This is a genomic window from Neorhodopirellula pilleata, from assembly GCF_007859915.1.
In the GTDB taxonomy this organism is placed as follows: domain Bacteria; phylum Planctomycetota; class Planctomycetia; order Pirellulales; family Pirellulaceae; genus Rhodopirellula; species Rhodopirellula pilleata.
In genome coordinates this window covers 1,441,206-1,458,817 of the sequence record NZ_SJPM01000001.1, presented here as the reverse complement: position 1 = coordinate 1,458,817, position 17,612 = coordinate 1,441,206, and the positions used below count along the sequence as shown (strand labels likewise).

Annotated in this window: 12 protein-coding genes; 8 read left to right on the top strand and 4 right to left on the bottom strand. The window is 56.6% G+C overall.

Translation table 11 applies throughout. The features are described 5' to 3' along the window. Positions 1 to 11 precede the first annotated feature (11 nt). Positions 12 to 1,178 (top strand): lactonase family protein, encoded by a 1,167-nt coding sequence (locus Pla100_RS04715; RefSeq protein WP_231602706.1) that lies wholly within the window; start codon positions 12 to 14, stop codon positions 1,176 to 1,178. On the opposite strand, the gene Pla100_RS04710 is transcribed toward Pla100_RS04715, so the two are convergent. Next, a complete protein-coding gene (locus Pla100_RS04710; protein WP_146576423.1) occupies positions 1,175 to 1,438 on the bottom strand; it encodes a hypothetical protein in 264 nt (87 codons plus the stop codon). The two genes, Pla100_RS04715 and Pla100_RS04710, sit on opposite strands and share 4 nt — an antisense overlap. Before the next feature lie 250 nt (positions 1,439 to 1,688). Between Pla100_RS04710 and Pla100_RS04705 the strand changes: the two genes are divergently transcribed. Further along, positions 1,689 to 2,978, top strand: coding sequence for a Gfo/Idh/MocA family protein (locus Pla100_RS04705; protein WP_146576422.1), 1,290 nt, complete (start codon positions 1,689 to 1,691; stop codon positions 2,976 to 2,978). A gap of 92 nt (positions 2,979 to 3,070) precedes the next feature. After that, positions 3,071 to 5,194 carry a HEAT repeat domain-containing protein gene (locus tag Pla100_RS04700; protein ID WP_146576421.1) on the top strand — a complete coding sequence of 708 codons (2,124 nt, stop codon included), beginning with the start codon at positions 3,071 to 3,073 and terminating at the stop codon, positions 5,192 to 5,194. 402 nt (positions 5,195 to 5,596) lie between these two features. On the opposite strand, the gene Pla100_RS04695 is transcribed toward Pla100_RS04700, so the two are convergent. Then, positions 5,597 to 7,033, bottom strand: a complete 1,437-nt coding sequence (locus Pla100_RS04695) for a tetratricopeptide repeat protein (protein WP_231602705.1) — start codon at positions 7,031 to 7,033, stop codon at positions 5,597 to 5,599. Between the two features lie 247 nt (positions 7,034 to 7,280). After that, complete coding sequence (locus tag Pla100_RS04690) at positions 7,281 to 10,688, bottom strand: mechanosensitive ion channel domain-containing protein (RefSeq protein WP_231602704.1); 3,408 nt, start codon at positions 10,686 to 10,688, stop codon at positions 7,281 to 7,283. Positions 10,689 to 11,066: 378 nt separating this feature from the next. Here Pla100_RS04690 and Pla100_RS04685 point away from each other — a divergent pair, with 378 nt between their 5' ends. Further along, positions 11,067 to 12,161, top strand: coding sequence for a hypothetical protein (locus tag Pla100_RS04685; protein ID WP_146576419.1), 1,095 nt, complete (start codon positions 11,067 to 11,069; stop codon positions 12,159 to 12,161). A gap of 7 nt (positions 12,162 to 12,168) precedes the next feature. Here Pla100_RS04685 and Pla100_RS04680 read toward each other — a convergent pair whose 3' ends face one another. Next, positions 12,169 to 12,963, bottom strand: a complete 795-nt coding sequence (locus Pla100_RS04680; protein ID WP_146576418.1) for an SDR family NAD(P)-dependent oxidoreductase — start codon at positions 12,961 to 12,963, stop codon at positions 12,169 to 12,171. Positions 12,964 to 13,285: 322 nt separating this feature from the next. Between Pla100_RS04680 and Pla100_RS04675 the strand changes: the two genes are divergently transcribed. From Pla100_RS04675 to Pla100_RS04660, 4 genes are all read left to right on the top strand, one after another. Continuing rightward, a complete protein-coding gene (locus Pla100_RS04675; protein ID WP_146576417.1) occupies positions 13,286 to 13,852 on the top strand; it encodes a zinc finger domain-containing protein in 567 nt (188 codons plus the stop codon). Beyond that, positions 13,845 to 15,194 carry a hypothetical protein gene (locus Pla100_RS04670; protein ID WP_146576416.1) on the top strand — a complete coding sequence of 450 codons (1,350 nt, stop codon included), beginning with the start codon at positions 13,845 to 13,847 and terminating at the stop codon, positions 15,192 to 15,194. Before Pla100_RS04675 ends, Pla100_RS04670 begins: the two co-directional genes overlap by 8 nt. A 3-nt stretch (positions 15,195 to 15,197) precedes the next feature. Further along, a complete protein-coding gene (locus tag Pla100_RS04665) occupies positions 15,198 to 16,010 on the top strand; it encodes a hypothetical protein (protein ID WP_146576415.1) in 813 nt (270 codons plus the stop codon). Positions 16,011 to 16,393: 383 nt separating this feature from the next. Further along, on the top strand, positions 16,394 to 17,611 hold the full coding sequence (locus Pla100_RS04660) for a hypothetical protein (protein ID WP_231602703.1): 1,218 nt from the start codon (positions 16,394 to 16,396) through the stop codon (positions 17,609 to 17,611). Position 17,612 lies beyond the last annotated feature (1 nt).

Below are 17,612 nucleotides of genomic sequence, written 5' to 3'. Positions count from 1 at the left end.
GCGAAATCACCATGCCACCGATTTTCTTTGCCCGATCTGTATTCTTGATGTCGTTTCTGTCGGCCACGATGGCATCGACCGTCTTCGCGGAAACCGTGGACGTTTGGTTTGGCACTACGACCCCACGCGGTGGCGATAGTCGCGGGATCTATCACGCGGCGCTGAATACCCAGAACGGCAAGCTCACCAAGCCTACATTGGCCGCCGAAGTCAATTCGCCCGGTTTTCTCGCGCTGCATCCGGACGGTAAGACGCTCTACGTGACCGGTAGCGCTAGTGGTGGTAACGAGGTTTCCGCTTATCGAGTCGAAGGCACCGCCGGCAAAGCCACTTTGCGATTGATCAACTCTGTCGACACTGGTGACGGTGGCGCGGCTCATTTGTCAACCGATCATGCAGGCAAGGTCTTGTTGTCGGCACAGTACGGTGGTGGCTCGACGACCCTTTATGAGCTTGCCGAAGACGGAGCAATTGCACGGCGGGTCGAGGTGAGATCCCACGCCGAACTACTGCCTCAGGCCGGGTCGGGCGTTGTCGGCAACCGACAAGACCAACCGCACGCGCACTGGACCGGAACTTCTCCGGACGATCGATTTGCGTTTGTGCCCGACCTCGGCATGGACAAGGTGGTTATTTGGAAACTAGATCAATCGACGCCCGCCATCACGCATCATGGTTTCGGCCAATGCCCACCCGGTGGCGGCCCTCGACACATGAAGTTCAGCCCAGACGGTTCGCGAATCTATGTGCTCAACGAACTCGCCTTGTCGATCACGGTTTTTGATTACGATTCGGAATCGGGGACCATGACTGCGGGGCAAACCATTGCAACGTTGTCGGACAAAACCAAAGCGAAGGAAACCTTCAACAGCGCGTCTGAAATTCGCGTTCATCCCAGCGGCAAGTACGTGTACTCCGCAAACCGGGGTCACGACAGCATCAGTGTGTTTGCCGTTGGAGACGATGGGATATTAACACGAATCGAAGTTGAACCGATTCGTGGCGGATGGCCGCGAAACTTCAACATCGATCCGACCGGCCAATGGTTGATCGCGGCGGGGCGTGATAGCAACACGGCGACCGTTTTCAAAATCGAACCGGAGTCCGGCGAGCTGACCTTCATCCGCGAAACCCAAACGGTCCCGACACCGATTTGCGTCGTGTTCGGCAAACTCTAACCGGCACCGTGGCTGTGCCAGCGTTTCGGTAGCGTGATCGCGTAGAGCACGATGACGGTGCCGATGGCGAGCATCGCCCAGGGGAATTTTTCGCCCGGTTCCCAAACTTCCGTTCGCAGCGCTGGGGTCGCACCGGGATCGATGAAATCGGCCGCTGTGGATTCCGCAGCGGCGTACATGCTCGCCGAATCGATCAGCAACGTTTCCACGCCGATGATGATCGCCATGATTCCCAACGCCATGAATAGACTTCGCCACATCGTTCCTTACTCCCGCTTTGGATCAAACCCACGATTTCTCATATCGGCGAGTACTTGAAGGCTTGATTGCCAAATCCACGGTGGCGGTCGCGACCGGTGAAATCGGCGCTGACGGGGTGATCGACTCAATCGACAGGGCTGGAATCGTTGGCATGTCGCGAAGGGTGGGAAAATCGAATAAAATGGCGATACAGGCTGCCTAGCTCGCCTTGTTCCACTCGAAATATTCCCCCAGACGGAATCCCGCCTCATGTCCCGATCGATCAAAACACGTTCACGACGCCAGTTTCTGCAGTCATCAACGGTTGCCGCCGCCAGTTCATTGGCGATTCCCCATTTTGTGTCCGCATCCACACTCGGGCTCGCCGGAGCGGTTGCCCCTTCGGACCGGATCGTTGTCGGCGGGATCGGCATTGGTCGTCGCGGCACCTATGACCTGGGCTGTTTTCTTGAACAAGACGACGTGCAGTTTGTCGCCGTCGCCGACGTCAAACAATCACAACGGGAAGCCATCAAGGCGCGAGTAGATGCGCATCACAACAACACCGACTGCGACACTTATCGCGACTACCGTGAAGTGCTCAGCCGCGAAGACATCGACGCCGTGTTGATCGCGACCGGCCCGAACTGGCACGCCACTGCGGCGTGCGCCGCCGCCCGCGCGGGTAAAGATATCTATTGTGAAAAGCCGTGCACGAAGAACATCGCCCAAAGTTTGCAATTGGCTGAAACCATGCGGCGCACCGGAGTGGTCTTCCAAGCCGGCACGCAGCGTCGGAATCTGCCTCACTTCGAGTTCGCTTGCATGCTCGCCCGTACCGGTCGACTGGGTAAATTGCACACCGTTCACGCTCAGCCGCGTGGAATGAAGGCGGAGATGAGCGGTTGGTTGCCTCCGCAAGAACAACCACCGGTCGACGTGATCGATTGGAACACGTACCTCGGCCCGGCCGCCTACCGCCCTTACAACGAGAAGTTCTTGGACGGATTCAATTTCGAAAAGGGCGGCGGTTTGGTCGGCGGCGGCGTGCTCGAATGGGGATCGCACTGTGTCGATCTTTGCCAATGGGCCGCCCGCGCCGATTCGACGGCAGCGATCACCTACAGTCCACCTGAGAACGCAAGATTGACGGCGGAGTATCCCTCCGGCGTGAAGCTCGTCATTCGCGACGACGGATGGTTGCCGCTGGGATCGTGCCCGGTGCGATTCGAAGGTGACGAAGGTTGGATCGAAACCGGCGACAGTGGAAAGTTCATCCTCAGCTCGCCGGAATTGTTGGCCGGTCGCGAGATCGAAGAGATCGGTGGTTATCCGGCCACGTTCCACGTCCGAGACTTCTTGGATTGCTGTCGTACCCGAAGTGAACCGCGGGCCAGCGCCGAAGCTGCCTGTTACGCTCACATCACTTGTCACGCCGCCAACGTCGCTCTGTATCTGGGCCGTCAGGTGACCTTGGACCCAACCACCTATGAGTTCGTCAACGACGATGAAGCCAACCGACTCCGCGGCGAAGCGCTGCGTGAGCCGTACCGAATCTAGTATCGCATGACCGTCGCGTCTGATCGCGTGGTCACCCCGTTCACCTTGATTGCTTCTTTCTTCTTGACATTTACTCACAATTGTACTTACCCATGAATTTTTCATTCCCCACAGCCCGATCGTTCGTTCTACTGGCGGTACTCTCTAGCGCAAGCGTTGGTTATTGCCAATCGAGCCCACCAAAGTTTGATCAATCTGATTTGATCGCGACGTTGACCGCTGCCGAGACCGCCAAAGCGGACAAAGCCATTACTTGCAAGCGATTGGCCGTTTTCGGTGACGACCAGTGCGTCCCCGCAGTTGCTGAATTGTTGACCGATCCCGAGTTGACCTCTTGGGCGCGGATCACACTCGAAGCCATCGCGACACCGGACGCTCAATCCGCTTTGATCGCCGCAATAGATCAAACCGAAGGGCTTTCGCTAGTCGGTATCATCAATTCGCTCGGAGTGTTACGTGCGCCCGCCAGCGTCGAACCTCTCGCCGAAAAACTCAAAAGTGAGGACGAATTGGTCGCCGCTTCCGCCGCTGTTTCGCTCGGCAAGGTCGGCGGTGATGCGGTCGAGACCACGTTGCTGGCGAATCTCAATGATCCTCGCGATGCGGTTCGTTCGGCGGTGGCCGAAGGCCTTGTGCTCGCAGCCGAACACAGCCTGTCCGAAGGCGACGCGGTTCGAGCAAGCGAGCTTTACGATTCCATTTTAGCGGCCGACGTTCCCCCACCTCGCATGGTCGAAGCCACTCGGGGCGCGATCATTTCACGCGGCACCGACGGGGTGACTTTGTTGGTCGAGAAGCTGGGCAGTGACAACGAGCGGATCCGTTTCGTTGCCCTTTCGGCCGCACGTCAGATCCAAGGCGACAGGATCGTCGACGCGCTCAAAAAGGCAGTCGAAAATGTGCCCGCCGCTCAGAAGCCGTTGTTCTTGATCGCCTTGGGTGACCGGGGCGATGCGAGCTTCATTGAAACCATGTTAGCGGCGATCAAGTCGAATGAGACCGAAGTGCGTTTGGCCGCTATCGGCATGTTGCAGACGATCGGGGATGCGACCTGTGTCGAAACGTTGCTTTCGGCCGCGGCGGACAATGTGACCCCCGTGGCCGAAGCGGCCAAGGAAACGCTTGCCCAATTGGATCATCCCGAGATCGATGCGGCGATACAAAGTCGACTCGCCCAAGCGACCGGAGAACAGCAGGTCACGCTAATTAATCTGGTCGGGGCACGGCGAATCGATGCCGTCGACTATTTGCTCGCCGCCGCCGATGATTCGGACAAAGCGGTGCGTTCGGCGGCGCTTGCGGCGCTCGGACAGGTCGCCACCTTGGAACAGCTTCCGATTTTGATTCAACGATCGACCAGTTCCAAACAGGACACGACCGAGGCGATGACGGCACTTCGCGCCGCGTGCGTGCGAATGCCCGATCAGGCCGCATGTGCCAAGATCCTTTCCGATGCGATGGCCGGCGCGACTCCGCAAACCCAATTGAGTTTGCTCGAAACCGTCGCAGCGATGGGTGGACCGGACGCGCTGGCGGTATTGGGACGAGTCGCCACGGAAGGTTCCACAGCGATGAAAGACGCCGCGACTCGCTTGCTCGGTGATTGGATGAGCGTTGACGCGGGAACGGCGCTTGCCGCCGTTGCCAAGCAGCCGACCAACCCCTATCGAATCCGGGCGGCCCGTGGATACTTGCGTTTGGTTCGTCAATTCGTCATGGCACCGCCGCAGCGTCACGAGATGGTTCAAGCCGCGATGGAGTTCGTCGACCGAACCGAAGAAAAAGAATTGTTGCTCGATGCGGCCGGCCGCTATCCGAGCGGGTTCATGCTCAAAACGGTCGTTGACCTGAGTTCAGACCCCGCGTTGGCTGATCGAGCCAAGTCGGTTGGGCTTTCGATCGCTCGCAAGATCCCGGGCAATCCGCAGGTCGCCAAGTTGCTCGATCAACTCGGGATTCCGAAAGTCGACCTGAAAATTCTCGAGGCAAGCTATGGTGCCGGCGACCAACAAACCGATGTCACCGAAGCGTTACAGAAAGCCGCCTCGGACTCGCCGATGGTGGTGTTGGACAAGTCCAACTTCAGCGATGCGTTCGGAGGCGATCCCGCCCCCGGCCGCCCGAAATTCTTGAGCGTGAAATACACCGTTGACGGAAAGCCCGCCACGGCCATGATCCGTGAGAACATGTCCATTATCTTGGACGCAGGCGAGTGAACATTCCGCCTGAGGACGACTCACCAACTGCATTGCAATAGGGAACGTCTGGTCTAGGGTCGTCGTTTTGTACGCACTTGCGAACCTAGTGCTGCGTCGAAATATAAAATTAGGGTTAGTGAAGTGAGCCGACGGCGCTAGCTGCGGGCATTGCTCGACGCCCGACGCTAGCGGCGTGTTGATTTAATCGTAACCCGAAGCGTGAGCGAGGGATTGAGCGCCATTAAGTCCTTTGTATGTATCCCTCGCTCACGCTTCGGGTTTCAATGAGGACTAAATCAACAGCCCGCTAGCGCGTTCGGCTCACCCTAAAATTAAGTTTTGACGAAGCACTAGGGATCGGGAGGCAGAGCCTCCGAGACAGTGCATTCCCAGGCGAGAGCCTGGGAACGAGTGTGCTGACTACTGGCTCGCTGGCAGTTGGAAGCCACCGGGCAAAGTAAAACCTGACGTGCTCGGCGGTGTTGCCGCTGCTGGTGCAGTTGCCGTGGCAGCGGGTTGAGTCGCCGGAGGCATCGTGAACGAACTGGTGTTCGGACTTGACGTTGTATTGGAAACGCCTGCGGGTGCGGCCGTTTGGTTTTGACCGAACGACGGGATACTGATCGACGGCGGTGCGGCCCCAGCTGGAACCTGTGGGTTCATGTAACTGCGTGGATCTTGATAGCTTACCGGTGAGGTACTACCTGGAACGGTCGGCTGCATGCCGGGTTGTTTCGGTTGAGGAGTCATCGAACCGATGACTTGTTGACCGAGCACCTGAGGCGATTGGTTGGCGCGGTGTGCTGGGGCGGCGGCGATCGTCGCTGCCGGGCCGGCGGCCGGGCCAATCGGACCGGTCGGCGATACCGCAGGTGTCACACCGGGCAACCCTGTGTTCGGCAACGCCGACCCGGGGCTGATTTGTGCCAACATCTCACGGGAGCGACTGATCGCCCGTTTCGTTGCCGGATCGCTTGCCGAGTCCTTCTCATGTGCGAGCGACAAATTCAATTGAGCTTGAGCCTGTGCTACTTGGCCTTTCTTGTAGTGCAAGAAGGCCATGTTGAAGTGGGCGACGGCGGGCTTGTTATTCGCTTGCAACACCTTGAGTGCTTCGTCAGCCTTATTGGATTCGAAGTACACGCTGGCGAGATTGTTCGCGTAACGAGATGTGCCCGGTGCGATTTGTAGAGCACGCTGCAAAGTTTGGGCAGCCATGTCATGCTGTCCGAGTTTGCTCAAGGTCAAGCCCAAGTCATTAAACAACGCTGCGTCATCTGGTTTTTGTGCGATCGATTTTTGAAAGAACTCGGCAGCTTGTGGATAGTTGGATTCACGAAAGTGCAATCGAGCAATGCTGGTTAAGGCCGGCTCATGATTCGGTGAAGCGGAAAGAGCCTTTTGGTAACTCTCCATCGCTTTGGTGAGGTTGCCGGTCGATTCCCAAAGTTGCCCATTAGCCACGAACACATCTGGCTCAAGTTTTTCCGGTGAATTGTCCAACGCCAGTGGATCATCTTGTTCAGGTGTTTCGTCTTTACCGGCGAACAACCCGGTTACACGACTGGACGCCTTCTGGAAAACGTTCTTCGTCGCCGTCACCGTTCCTTGAGCGACTTTGCCGGTCGTCGAAGCGAGCTTACCCGGCGTTTCATCAACGGCCGTTACCGCCTCGGCCGTTTTGGCTTTGAACGGGTTGATCGAAGCCAGCGACATCGAACGTGAAGCACAGCCGACCGACGATAGGCTCACGGTTCCACCGACCAACGCGGTCAATAAAAGACGGCGCCGTGATCGACGCGTCGATGCGGTCTGCTCGGCCTGGGACTCGGTTCGATAGGAACGTGAATCGTTCATCTTTCGCTCTTCTTGTAACGAGTTGGGCCGACCGTGCGATCGACCGGTCGAAGCGAATGGATTCAAATCCAGTTTCACGCTTCGACTTGATGGGTCTGGCTGGAATGGTGATGGAATCAATCCGCCCTAGAGCCATTGGATCGGCACATTAGCTCGGGATACTTCATCGACTTTGCCGCTTTTCCCGATTTTCTTGAAACTGCCGGTCGTGTAGGTGAATCCACGAATGCGGGATCCACGGCACCGGTTAGCTACTCGGTTTGCCGGCGACCAGCGAATCAATCAGCTCTTTCGGCAACGATCGTAGATGTAAGTCGCGCTGCGGGAATGCGATTTCGATGCCGGCGCGGTAGTACTGCTTGTTGATCTCGGTATGCAAATCGTGAATCGTGGCGAGGCGGTTATCGAGATCCGACAAATAGCATCGTAGTACCAAGTTCAATGTCGAATCACCAAACCCCTCAAACGTTACCAGAGGCGCTGGATCTTTCTTGACTGCGGGATGCTGTTGGCAGATCTCTCGCAGCAATTCGCAAGCTTTGTCGGTGTCACTGCCGTAAGCGACGCCGACATTGATGACAACCCGATTGGTCGTGTCGGAAAGCGTCCAATTAATTAGCCGTCCGGTGATCAAGTCTTTGTTCGGGATGATGAGTTCTTGGCGGTCCCAATTCGTGACCGTCGTCGCTCGCATCCGGATGCGGGCAACGACCCCGGTGGTATCACCTAAGGTCACGATGTCACCTACACGAATGGGTTGTTCGAATAACAGAATCAAACCGCTGACAAAATTCGCAAAGATCTCCTGCAAGCCGAAACCCAAACCAACCCCGAGCGCGGCGACGAGCCACTGAATATTGTCCCATCGCAGTCCGAATGTGTGAGCGCTAAAGGTCAAGCCGACAAAGAGCAACGCGTACGTTCCCAACGTCGTGATCGCGTATCGAACCGGTTTTTCCAGCGGCAATCTTTCTAACAAAACCGCTTCGATCAAACCGGGAAGGTTGCGAACCGACGCCCAAGTGAGCACCAACACGGGGATCGCCTTCAACAAGTCTGCCAAGGTGACGTAGCTTATTTCCCCTTTCTCGTCGGCGATTTCGGAGATCCGGATCGCTTCGAGATAACCGATCGCAGGCAACACGGGCGACCACACGTAAGCGATGCCGAACAAGAGTGCGATGAAGAGAAACGTGCTGATCAATCGGCTCGTTTGGGCATTGATCTCCGCAGCCTCCAAACCTAATGTCGGTTCGACTTCGACTCCTTCCAATCCGGCGACACCTCCGATTCGTTCGGACTCTTCCAGACGCTCGCGATGGACCGCCCACGCCAAACTGCGTCGCTGGGTCAACAACCATCGACGCATGACCCCATCAACGAAGTACGCCGCGAGCAGCAACCAAAACGTGAAATAGAATTGTCGAATCAATACCGCCGCCGCGCTCCCGTATCCCGCCACCGCGATTCCCGCGAACACGATCGGCAACCACACGATCGGCAAGAACCAAACGTGCTGCAGGCGAGCCAACCAGCCGTTGGGATTGTCGCGGATGGCGACCGAGAATATCCCGCGTTTCGGTTCGAGCGTCCGCCACAACACAACGCTCAGCAAAATCATCCCCGCAATCAACAGCACACGACCGAGTGCCAGAGTCAATTGATACCGTCCCAAGTTCACCGACGTTGCGTAAACAATTAAGATCGGAACTCCCAAGTCGATTAGCACGCGAAGCCAACGTCGCAGACCGCGGATTGAATCTTCGTCGGTTCCCAAATGCGCGACCGCCAAACCAGAAGGACGCAGCCATTGACGTAATAATTCGATCGGAAAGATAGCCATCGCGGCTAGATGAAACGCCTTGGCGACCGCCCGCACGAGCGGCTCGTCTCCTCGCGAACCGATCAACGCGTCGCCGACGATCCACAACAACAAGGCCAATGGTAAGACCAAAGCAAACGACAACAAGGTCGTCGCGAAAGTCGGACGTAACGACGAGTATTGCCGACTCGATGCGCGTTGACCGAGCGTGACGATCCTTCGCCGCAACCTCGCGCCACCGACCAAAATGACCGCGAAAGCCGCCACCGCGATCAGGATCAACTCCGGGCGTTGCCAGAAACCCGTCGCCAAACGCATCGCCAGCAGACCGAGATGCTGGGGATGAATGATCCATCGGAAAGCTCGCCACGCCAACGGAATGTCTCGCAAACGAAAGACCGCGTCATTGCGAATCCAGATGATATGCGAGTCGATTTCCGAGCCCAATTTGTTGACGATCTTGAGCTGACGCTCGAGTTCTTTTCGTCGTTCGACTAGTTTCGTAAGATGCGTTTCGAGGTCCGCGATGAACTTAGAGAGCAATCGAACCTCATTTTCGGGGAGGCCGGATCGACTGCGATGGTTGCCCATAATGACCTGTTCGGAAAAAACTTCCATCGGAAGTTCCCCGGCGATCGAATCGTCGATGCCTTCCAATGTCAGTTCAACCTGTCGTTGCAATTCCCGCCGTTGTTCGATGTTTTCGTCAATGGTCGCAATTTGGCGGCTGATCGCTTGAACGGACGGCAATCGGTTCTTCATCAGTTGCAACTGCAACCCCACACCGCTTGAGAGCTGTTCACCGGAAATGTTCGCTTCAGCGATATCTAGCTCGGTTTTAGCGAGGTTCTCCGCCCATTTTTTCGTCTCGACTTCTTCCTTGGCCAGCATCCGATCGGCTTGGTCGGTTTCGCCAATGATTTCGACCCACTCGTCCTTCAGTTTGAGCGCTTGGGAGGCGTTAACATCGCCTCCGGATTTTTCGATCTCAGACTGGTACTCTTTTAGTTCTTTCGTAACTTGGTTTTGACGTAGCTTTTGGATGAAAGCTGACCATTGGTTGTAAGCCAATTCGGCCTCGATCACATTTTTGGCTTCGGCCGCTTTGCGAAGAGGTAACAAATCGACCTGCGATTCGAGCAGTAACTGTTCGGCTTGCAAGGCATCGAGAGTTTGGCGGGTGCTTGCGATTTGACTCTCACGCAGTGTCTCTCGGACTCGACGGAACGTCCCACCGGGATCGTCGCTGAGTTCACCGATGGAGGACGCTTCCAAGACTTCCAGTTCACGGCGTCGGGCGGCGATTTCACCCGGCAGTTTTTCTAAACGCCGCTTGCGATTGGTGATCGCCAAATCCGCTTGTTGCAAGTCCTCCCGGGCTGCCGCCAAGTTCGCTCCGGCTTTGATCTCGTATTGCTTCAGTTCTTCGATCGATAACGCCCGGCCATTGATCTCCGGCGGTTGGCTGATTTCGCGGTTGGCATTACGTGAAGCGATTTCTTTGTCGATTGCGATTCGCGATAAAGACTTTTTGTAGGCCGCCAATTCGTTGGCGGCTTGGCGTTGATTTGCCAGCATCGCGTCGATTTCTTTCAGGGCCGACAGCATCCGTTCACGCATGTTCTCATCCAGCGTGACGTCGTCGGTGACGCGTTTGATCTCGGTCGCGACCGCTTCGGCGTTGGTCAGCGGGATGACCGACGGCGGGGTTGTTTCGGTTTCCGCGCCGCTGGCCGGTTGTTCGTCTCCAACGGACTTGTTGGGTTCGGTCCCGTTCTGCGCGTTCGCGTGGGGAGTCAACCAAAGGCCAACGCCGCCAAGCGTCAACGCCAATACGAGCCAAATCCTAGATGGGCGAGGTGAACGAAGGAAATTCATAGACAACAGTGGGCTTCGACGAGACGGTCTTGGACTCCCGAGAAAGGACGACGCCGTGATCCTTCCGACATACGACATGACGTCGGTCTGGACGCGTCTTGGCGGGAGCGAGGAAGGTAGTCTGTCCGATGGAGGGGCGAGATCGGAAGGGCAATCCGGGGTTTTCAAAGCTTCCTTGACTCAAGGGGGCCTGTTTTGGTAGCCCTCGGCAGCATGGGCGGAACCACCAACTATCTTCGTTCTCCAATTCGCTGCGTTTCGGTCGGTCGACTGAAGCGTGGTTGTCTCTTGTTCGCACTGTTTACCCTTTGGCAGTCCGCTTCAATCGGCTGGGTGAATCCAACCGGCGTGGACGCCGGTGACCGGACGCCGGAATCGGCGACTCGCTTCGTTTTGTTGCGAAACGACCATGTTCTGCGAGGCGAGGTAACGACTCATGGATCGTCGGTCGTGATCCGCCGGGGGTCGGGGTCGGAACTCACCCTTCGAAACGACCAAGTGTTTGCGATTCGCGATGATTTGCAATCGTTGTTTGACGTTCGGCAATCCATGAAACGTCGCCGTTGGCAATCGAGCGTTAGTGAGTTATTGGACGATGCCCGATGGTGCGTCGATCAACAAATGCCTGACCAGGCCACCAAACTACTGCTGCAGATTTATCAGCTCGCCCCCGACCACCCCGTCGCAGCGCAATTGGAATCTCGACTTCGACGTACGATCCAAACGAACGAGGCGACGGATTCAACCACGCATGTTCGTAAAGCCAGTTTCGATCGACAAGCCGATCAAGAGAGCGGTCGATCCGACGAATTCGGCCTGGCCCATCTCAATGGAACGACGGCCCCCCAGGAGTTGCATTCATTCACCTCTCGCATTCAACCGATCTTGATCTCACGATGCGGACAATGCCACGACGAAAAATCATCAAGATCTTGGCAACTGAAGATGCCTCACCCAGGATCACGAGTCGGACAATCGGGAACGGTTGAAAACTTGAAAAGCACGCTGCGGTACTGTCGGCCGGGCGACGGCGATGGCAGCGAATTGTTGCGGATGGCAACGACGGCTCACGATGACAACACCGACAAGCCGCCGATCGCCCAATACGAGTCTCAATTAATCGCGACTTTAAACGATTGGATATCACGCCTATCGACCCAAGAACGCACCGTCGATGCCTCGCTTTCGAATGAATTACTTAAGGAAACGTCCGCGTTGGCCCCTGCGGTCGAGGGCATGGGATCGGCGTCCGAATTGATCCGAGCCGAACCCGGTGAAGTCGAAGCCTCGTTGGCTCCCCCGCCCCAGGCCGATATCAGTCGCGGCAATTTGCCCCAGCCGGTTCGTTTGCCGGTCGTTAGCGACCCCGATGACGCTCGGCATTTCAATCGTGAAACGAAGATTCGACGATTGTTCGGATTCGATTGAGCGGTGGTCAATAATCCGCAGTCATCACGCTGCCGCAATCAACGCGATAGTTGCTGCCATTGACGAAACTGGCTCGCTCGGAACACAGCATTGTGATGATGGCGGCAACCTCTTCTGGTTTACCGCGTCGCTTCGCGGTGATACCAGGTCGTTCTTGATCCAAGAACGACGCGACCGCTTCCTCAACATCGATCCCCATTTCTTCGGCCCGCTGTTCCATCATGGAATTGGTCATCGGCGTCTCGATGAACGCGGGAGCGACCGAGTTGATGAGCACCCCGTGTTTTCCTTCGACTTTGGATAGATTCTTGACGAAGCACCCCAGTGCAGCCTTGGCCGTGTTGTAGACCGCTTCGTCCGCATAGGGCTGAACCGCGTTTTCACTGGTGATGAAAACGGCACGTCCCCACTGGGCCTTTCGCATTTCTGGGATGGCTGCCCGGCTAATGCGAACGGCGGAAAGGAAGTCAATGTCCCAGGCCTCTCGCCAAGCTTCGTCAGACATTTCCAGTGGATGCCCTTTTTCTCCGGTGATGCCAGCACTATGAACGAGAATGTGGCAGCCACCGAAGTGATGGATGGCGCGATCGACGACGGATTGACATTCATCTTGTTGGGTCAGATCGGCTTCGACTAGTTCAAAATCGCCGAGCACCGATTCCGCATCGGACCAATTCACGCCGGGCATGTCCGTCAGCAACAGTTTCACGCCCTCGAACTGAAGTTGTTTAGCGGTATGCAACCCGATACCCGAGGAGGCTCCGGTAATGACGGCAACGCGATCGGTGACTTGCAAGTCCATCGGAATATGTCCACTGAGTCAGAAGTTGGTTCTATCGAAAAGCTTGCGTCAGCCAAATTGGACACCGGGACGCGACGGTGGGACGTAGCGAGAGTCGCCGAGACTTTCGGTGGTTGGTGGTCTGAGCCGAAACTCTTACCGAGTTTCGCTACCGCAAAATTCGATGTTGACGAAGCACTAAAACCCTGGCATCAGCAAACAAGATGCCGAACGACCGTCCCCTTCCCCAAGATGCCGGTGGATCGTTTAGAATTCGCGTCGGGCTTCGGATGCTCGCCGACTTCTTCGAATCGCTTCTGTTCTCTTCTGGCCGTTTCCCATCATGACGTCATTGGAATCTTTGCTGTGCAATTCATGCGGTGCTCCGCTGAAAGTGCCTCAAGCTGCCAACTACATCAAGTGCAATCACTGTCACACGCAATTGCACATTCGTCGTGACGAAGGTGTCACGTTTACCGAGTCGATCGAACAACTCAATCAAACCGCCAAAGCACTCCAGCAGCACGTCGACCGGCTGACGGCTCAACAACAAATGTCGGATCTGGATCGTCAGTGGGAACAACGTAAGGAGGACTTCATGGTTACCGGCCAGCACGGTCACAAGAGTCTGCCCACCAAAGGGGGAGCGATGGTTGGTGGCGTGATCGTCGCCGCATTCGGATTGATCTGGACGGTGATGGCGTTCGGGATAACCGCGTCGAGTCCCTTTCCCGGCACGTTTTTGTTTCCACTGTTCGGTTTGCTCTTCGTCGGGGGAGGAATCTACAACGCGATTAGCGCCGCGAACAAAGCGCACGAGTATGAACGAGCTCACGCCGAATATCGACGAGAGCGATCCCGCTTGAAACAACAACCCACTTCTCAAAACCCGGAAACCGATCATGAGTGAACCCGCTTCCTTCGTTATCATTCGCGACGGTGAGCGACGAACCTATTTCGATTCATGGGCGCACGTGTTCATGTACCGCAACTTGGTTTGGGGACCGGAGGAACTCGACCGATGGTTGCGACAGGAATCGCCAGATCAAGAATCCGAAGACGAGCACTGGAGCGACGACGTTTGCGGCGGGGTCGTCGTCGACTTTGATCAGCGCCGTTTGGTTTGGGACGGCGACGATCAATCATTGGAAGTCCCCCGGGTCGCCAACGTGCTTCGTCAATTGATGGCGGTGAGTTGGCCTGGTTACGAGATCCGCTACGCTGCCCGAGGCGTCCAAGATCTCGTGATTGCGGCCGGCGAAACGAAACTCGCTCACGCATTGACGGTCGAGGATTCAGACTTACTAGCGGACCTACTCGACGACCGCCCCGAGACAGTGCTCCACGCGTCCGGTCGATACGAGGACGATGACGAAGAGGATGAAAATGGGGACGAGGACGAGGAAGAGGAAGAGTACGACGACGGGGACGACGACGACGTTGCCTTTTTCGGAAATGACGAACTGCGTGCTTGGATCACCTTGATCAACGAGAGGGGCGCGGTGCGTCATCGACATCTCAGCGAGATTTCTCAAGACCTTTTCGGCGGCGGCAAGCAATCCATTGAAGGATTGCTCAAGCTCGACTCCGCCGAGGTTCCCGCCGAGAAAGTCGTGCGGGAAGGCATCTGGTTTGATTTCGGCAAGCGAAAGATCGGTGTTTGGGGCGGCCCCAAATTGCATACGTTGTTGCCCATGCTGCAGCGTAATTGGAAGGGATGGGAAGTCGCTTGGGCCACCGGTGGTTACGCCGATCAGTGTGCCGCGAGCGGTCCGTCGGGGATCCCGATGAGCGACGCCGAAGCTCTCGCCAGCTTGACCCCTAAGATTTTGTCGACCAAGCGATTCGATCTCAGCACGATCTTTGGTGCCGTCGGAAGTTCGATCAAGAGAACCGCGATCAAGGCCACCGGTTGCTTGGCGATGTTGTTATCCGCTCCGGTTGTCCTGTTCGGACTGATCGCGGGGCAACTGAAAGCCGCGTTGATCACGATCGCGATCGTCTGCGTTGGTTTAACCATCGCATTCAAAGTGATCGAGCGTCGTTTCAAAAAGAAGTTCACCGATGGCCCGATCGGTGAAATGACGGATCGTGACAAACAACGCGGGGGCCGCGCGACGGTCGCCGGGCCGCTCGATGAAAACGAACGTTCGAAGAAGCTTGATCAACTGCTGGCCGCCGCCGGTTTGCCCCCGCTTGCGGTCATCGCCAACCATGTCGACCCCGATAATACATTTGACGGTTTGATGTAGTCCATGGATGCGAAAGACAGCCCGACGCAACCGACCTATTACGGCGAGTGCCTCGATGCGGTTCCGTTCGGCTCGATGGTGAATTTTCTGTCGCAACAACTTCCGCGGCCGATCGCTTGGACATTCGTTGCCTGTTGGCGGGTCAAAAGCTTTTTCGGCGGCGGCATCTTGCCGAATTCCGGTTTCGGCCCGGTCGGCAGTAGTACCGTTTTGGCTCGTGCCGACATGCCGGCGCGACCGATGTCTCGGTGGGCGGCGCGCTTGGAAGACCTGAGTGATCTCGGATTCACTCCCCTGCGATTTTCCGTCGGAGATCACATCGGTGCCAAAGAATCCGCATCGGTTTTGCTGTTCGATGGTGACGGGACAACGTTCGCGCTGTTGGAATGGTTTCAGATGCCTGGAACGTCGGGCATCGAAGAACGCAATTTGTTGGAATTGAACTCGCTCGTCGCCGATCCGTCGGGTGTTGCGGGTTCGTGCGGTGCCGGCAACGTCTCCCCGTACCAAGATTTCACTGAGGTCATGACTGCCGTGACGCCGCGCGAAAACTTGCCGTTGGCTGATATCTTTGCCCCTCAGTTTGTCGATGCCGCGTTCCTGGCCGATTCGATCCCGGTAAAGCGAGTGGTTAAGCAGCATTTGCACCGACTCGAAGGACGCCAACTCGAAACCGTGCGAAGAGAAAATGCCCTCAAGCGATACGATGCGCTCAGCCAAGGTCGATTCGATTGGATGATGGATCGAGGACTCATTCGCAAGCTAACACCAAAAGAGGTCGAAAAAATCCGTCAAATCCATCTTCCGCAAACGTAGGCTGGGTCGCAGCCGCTTCGGCGGAGACCCGGCAGCTCCAACGTGAACGCGACGATTGAAACAGCATGCCGGGTGTGCGGCGAAGCGCCTTCACCCAGCCTACGGGAGAACAAGCCAGCATCCACGCCATCAAAATCGCAGCGAAGCTAACAACCCACGCACCCAAAGTAGGCTGAGTCGAAGCGATAGCGGAGACCCGGCAAAAGCACATCTCAGCCAAAAGCCAAAAGCCAACTGCCAACTGCCAACTGCCAACTGCCGGGTGTTCGTCGCCGAGCCTTCTCCACCCAGCCTACCTACTACCTACCTACGAAAGCGATGGTTTTGGGGTATGTTGAAAGGGCACTGTCACTTCCTTTGAAAGACTCGCTTTGAAAATGCCTGTGGAATCCGCTTCACTCGACCCTGATTTACTGCAACGACTCAGTACCGATCCGGCCAAACGGATTGACGAGGTCATCGCTTATTTCCGCCGCGAGAAACGGCCCGTCGAATTGTTCGAGGCTTTGAAGATGAAAAGTCGGCTCGCACACGGGTTGCCCATGATGGCGTTGCCCGACGAGTCCCTCGATTCGCAAACCGGTGGTGACCCGGAATTGCAGCGGTCGCTCGAAGAAGGATTGCTCGATGCGTGTCGACAAGCCGGCGCGATGTTGATCGAGAACGGCAAGGTCGGCGAAGGCTACATGTACTTGCGGCCCGTCGGCGACAATCAACTCGTCCGACGCCTGCTCGCCGATGTCCCGATCACCGACGAGAACTACGACGAGATGGTCCACGTGCTCTTGCACGAAGGCATTGATTTGGGACGTGGTTACCAAGCCGTCATCGAGCATCAAGGCACTTGCAATTCGATCACGCTATACGATCAAGCCATCGCCCAACGTCCGCGAGTGCAACGACAGATCGCCTCACGCGTGTTGTTGAATCATTTTTATGCAGAGTTGACATCGCTCGTGCGAAATGATTTCGCCGGCCGTGCCAACGACAACGGCGTGAGCGCTGACGACATCATTCGTGATGAAAGAGATTTGTCGCTGGGCGATCTGATTGCGAAATACAAATGGATTCTTGGGGGTGGCGGCTACCATCTCGACACGACTCATCTTGCCTCGACGGTGCGATTCGCGACCGTGCTCGACGATGCCGAATCGATCGACAAGGCGATCCAGTTATGCCAATACGGTCGCAAATTACCGGCGGATTTCCAGTACCCCGGCGAAGAGCCGTTTGTCGATTTCTATCCGGCCCATGCCGCGTTCTTCGCGGCTTTGGCCGGACAAAATGTGGAGTCCGCATTGCGGTTATTCGAACAACGAGCCCGCACCGTCGACGTCAACGTTGCCGGCAGCGGTGCGATCGAAACGTATATCGACTTGCTCGACCGCATCGGTCGTCCGGGGGAAGCCTTGCGAGCGGCGATGGAGCTATTTCCGGACGATGTTCCCGTCGGTCGCGTGATGCCAGAGATGATGGTGATGGCTCGCCGCGCCGTCGCCGGCGGTGACGTGGAGATTGCCAATCAACTAGAACAGTTCTGTTCGCAACGTGGCGATCTCCTCGGTGTGGCGGCTGTCAGTGAATTGAACACCGCAAATTAAC

What these genes read in the sequence shown, in the direction of transcription:
- Pla100_RS04665 (WP_146576415.1), top strand. Translation starts at nt 15,198, where the DNA reads ATGGATGCGAAAGACAGCCCGACGCAACCGACCTATTACGGCGAGTGC.
- Pla100_RS04670 (WP_146576416.1), top strand. Translation starts at nt 13,845, where the DNA reads ATGAGTGAACCCGCTTCCTTCGTTATCATTCGCGACGGTGAGCGACGA.
- Pla100_RS04705 (WP_146576422.1), top strand. Translation starts at nt 1,689, where the DNA reads ATGTCCCGATCGATCAAAACACGTTCACGACGCCAGTTTCTGCAGTCA.
- Pla100_RS04680 (WP_146576418.1), bottom strand. Translation starts at nt 12,963, where the DNA reads ATGGACTTGCAAGTCACCGATCGCGTTGCCGTCATTACCGGAGCCTCC.
- Pla100_RS04700 (WP_146576421.1), top strand. Translation starts at nt 3,071, where the DNA reads ATGAATTTTTCATTCCCCACAGCCCGATCGTTCGTTCTACTGGCGGTA.
- Pla100_RS04695 (WP_231602705.1), bottom strand. Translation starts at nt 7,033, where the DNA reads ATGAACGATTCACGTTCCTATCGAACCGAGTCCCAGGCCGAGCAGACC.
- Pla100_RS04675 (WP_146576417.1), top strand. Translation starts at nt 13,286, where the DNA reads ATGACGTCATTGGAATCTTTGCTGTGCAATTCATGCGGTGCTCCGCTG.
- Pla100_RS04710 (WP_146576423.1), bottom strand. Translation starts at nt 1,438, where the DNA reads ATGTGGCGAAGTCTATTCATGGCGTTGGGAATCATGGCGATCATCATC.
- Pla100_RS04715 (WP_231602706.1), top strand. Translation starts at nt 12, where the DNA reads ATGCCACCGATTTTCTTTGCCCGATCTGTATTCTTGATGTCGTTTCTG.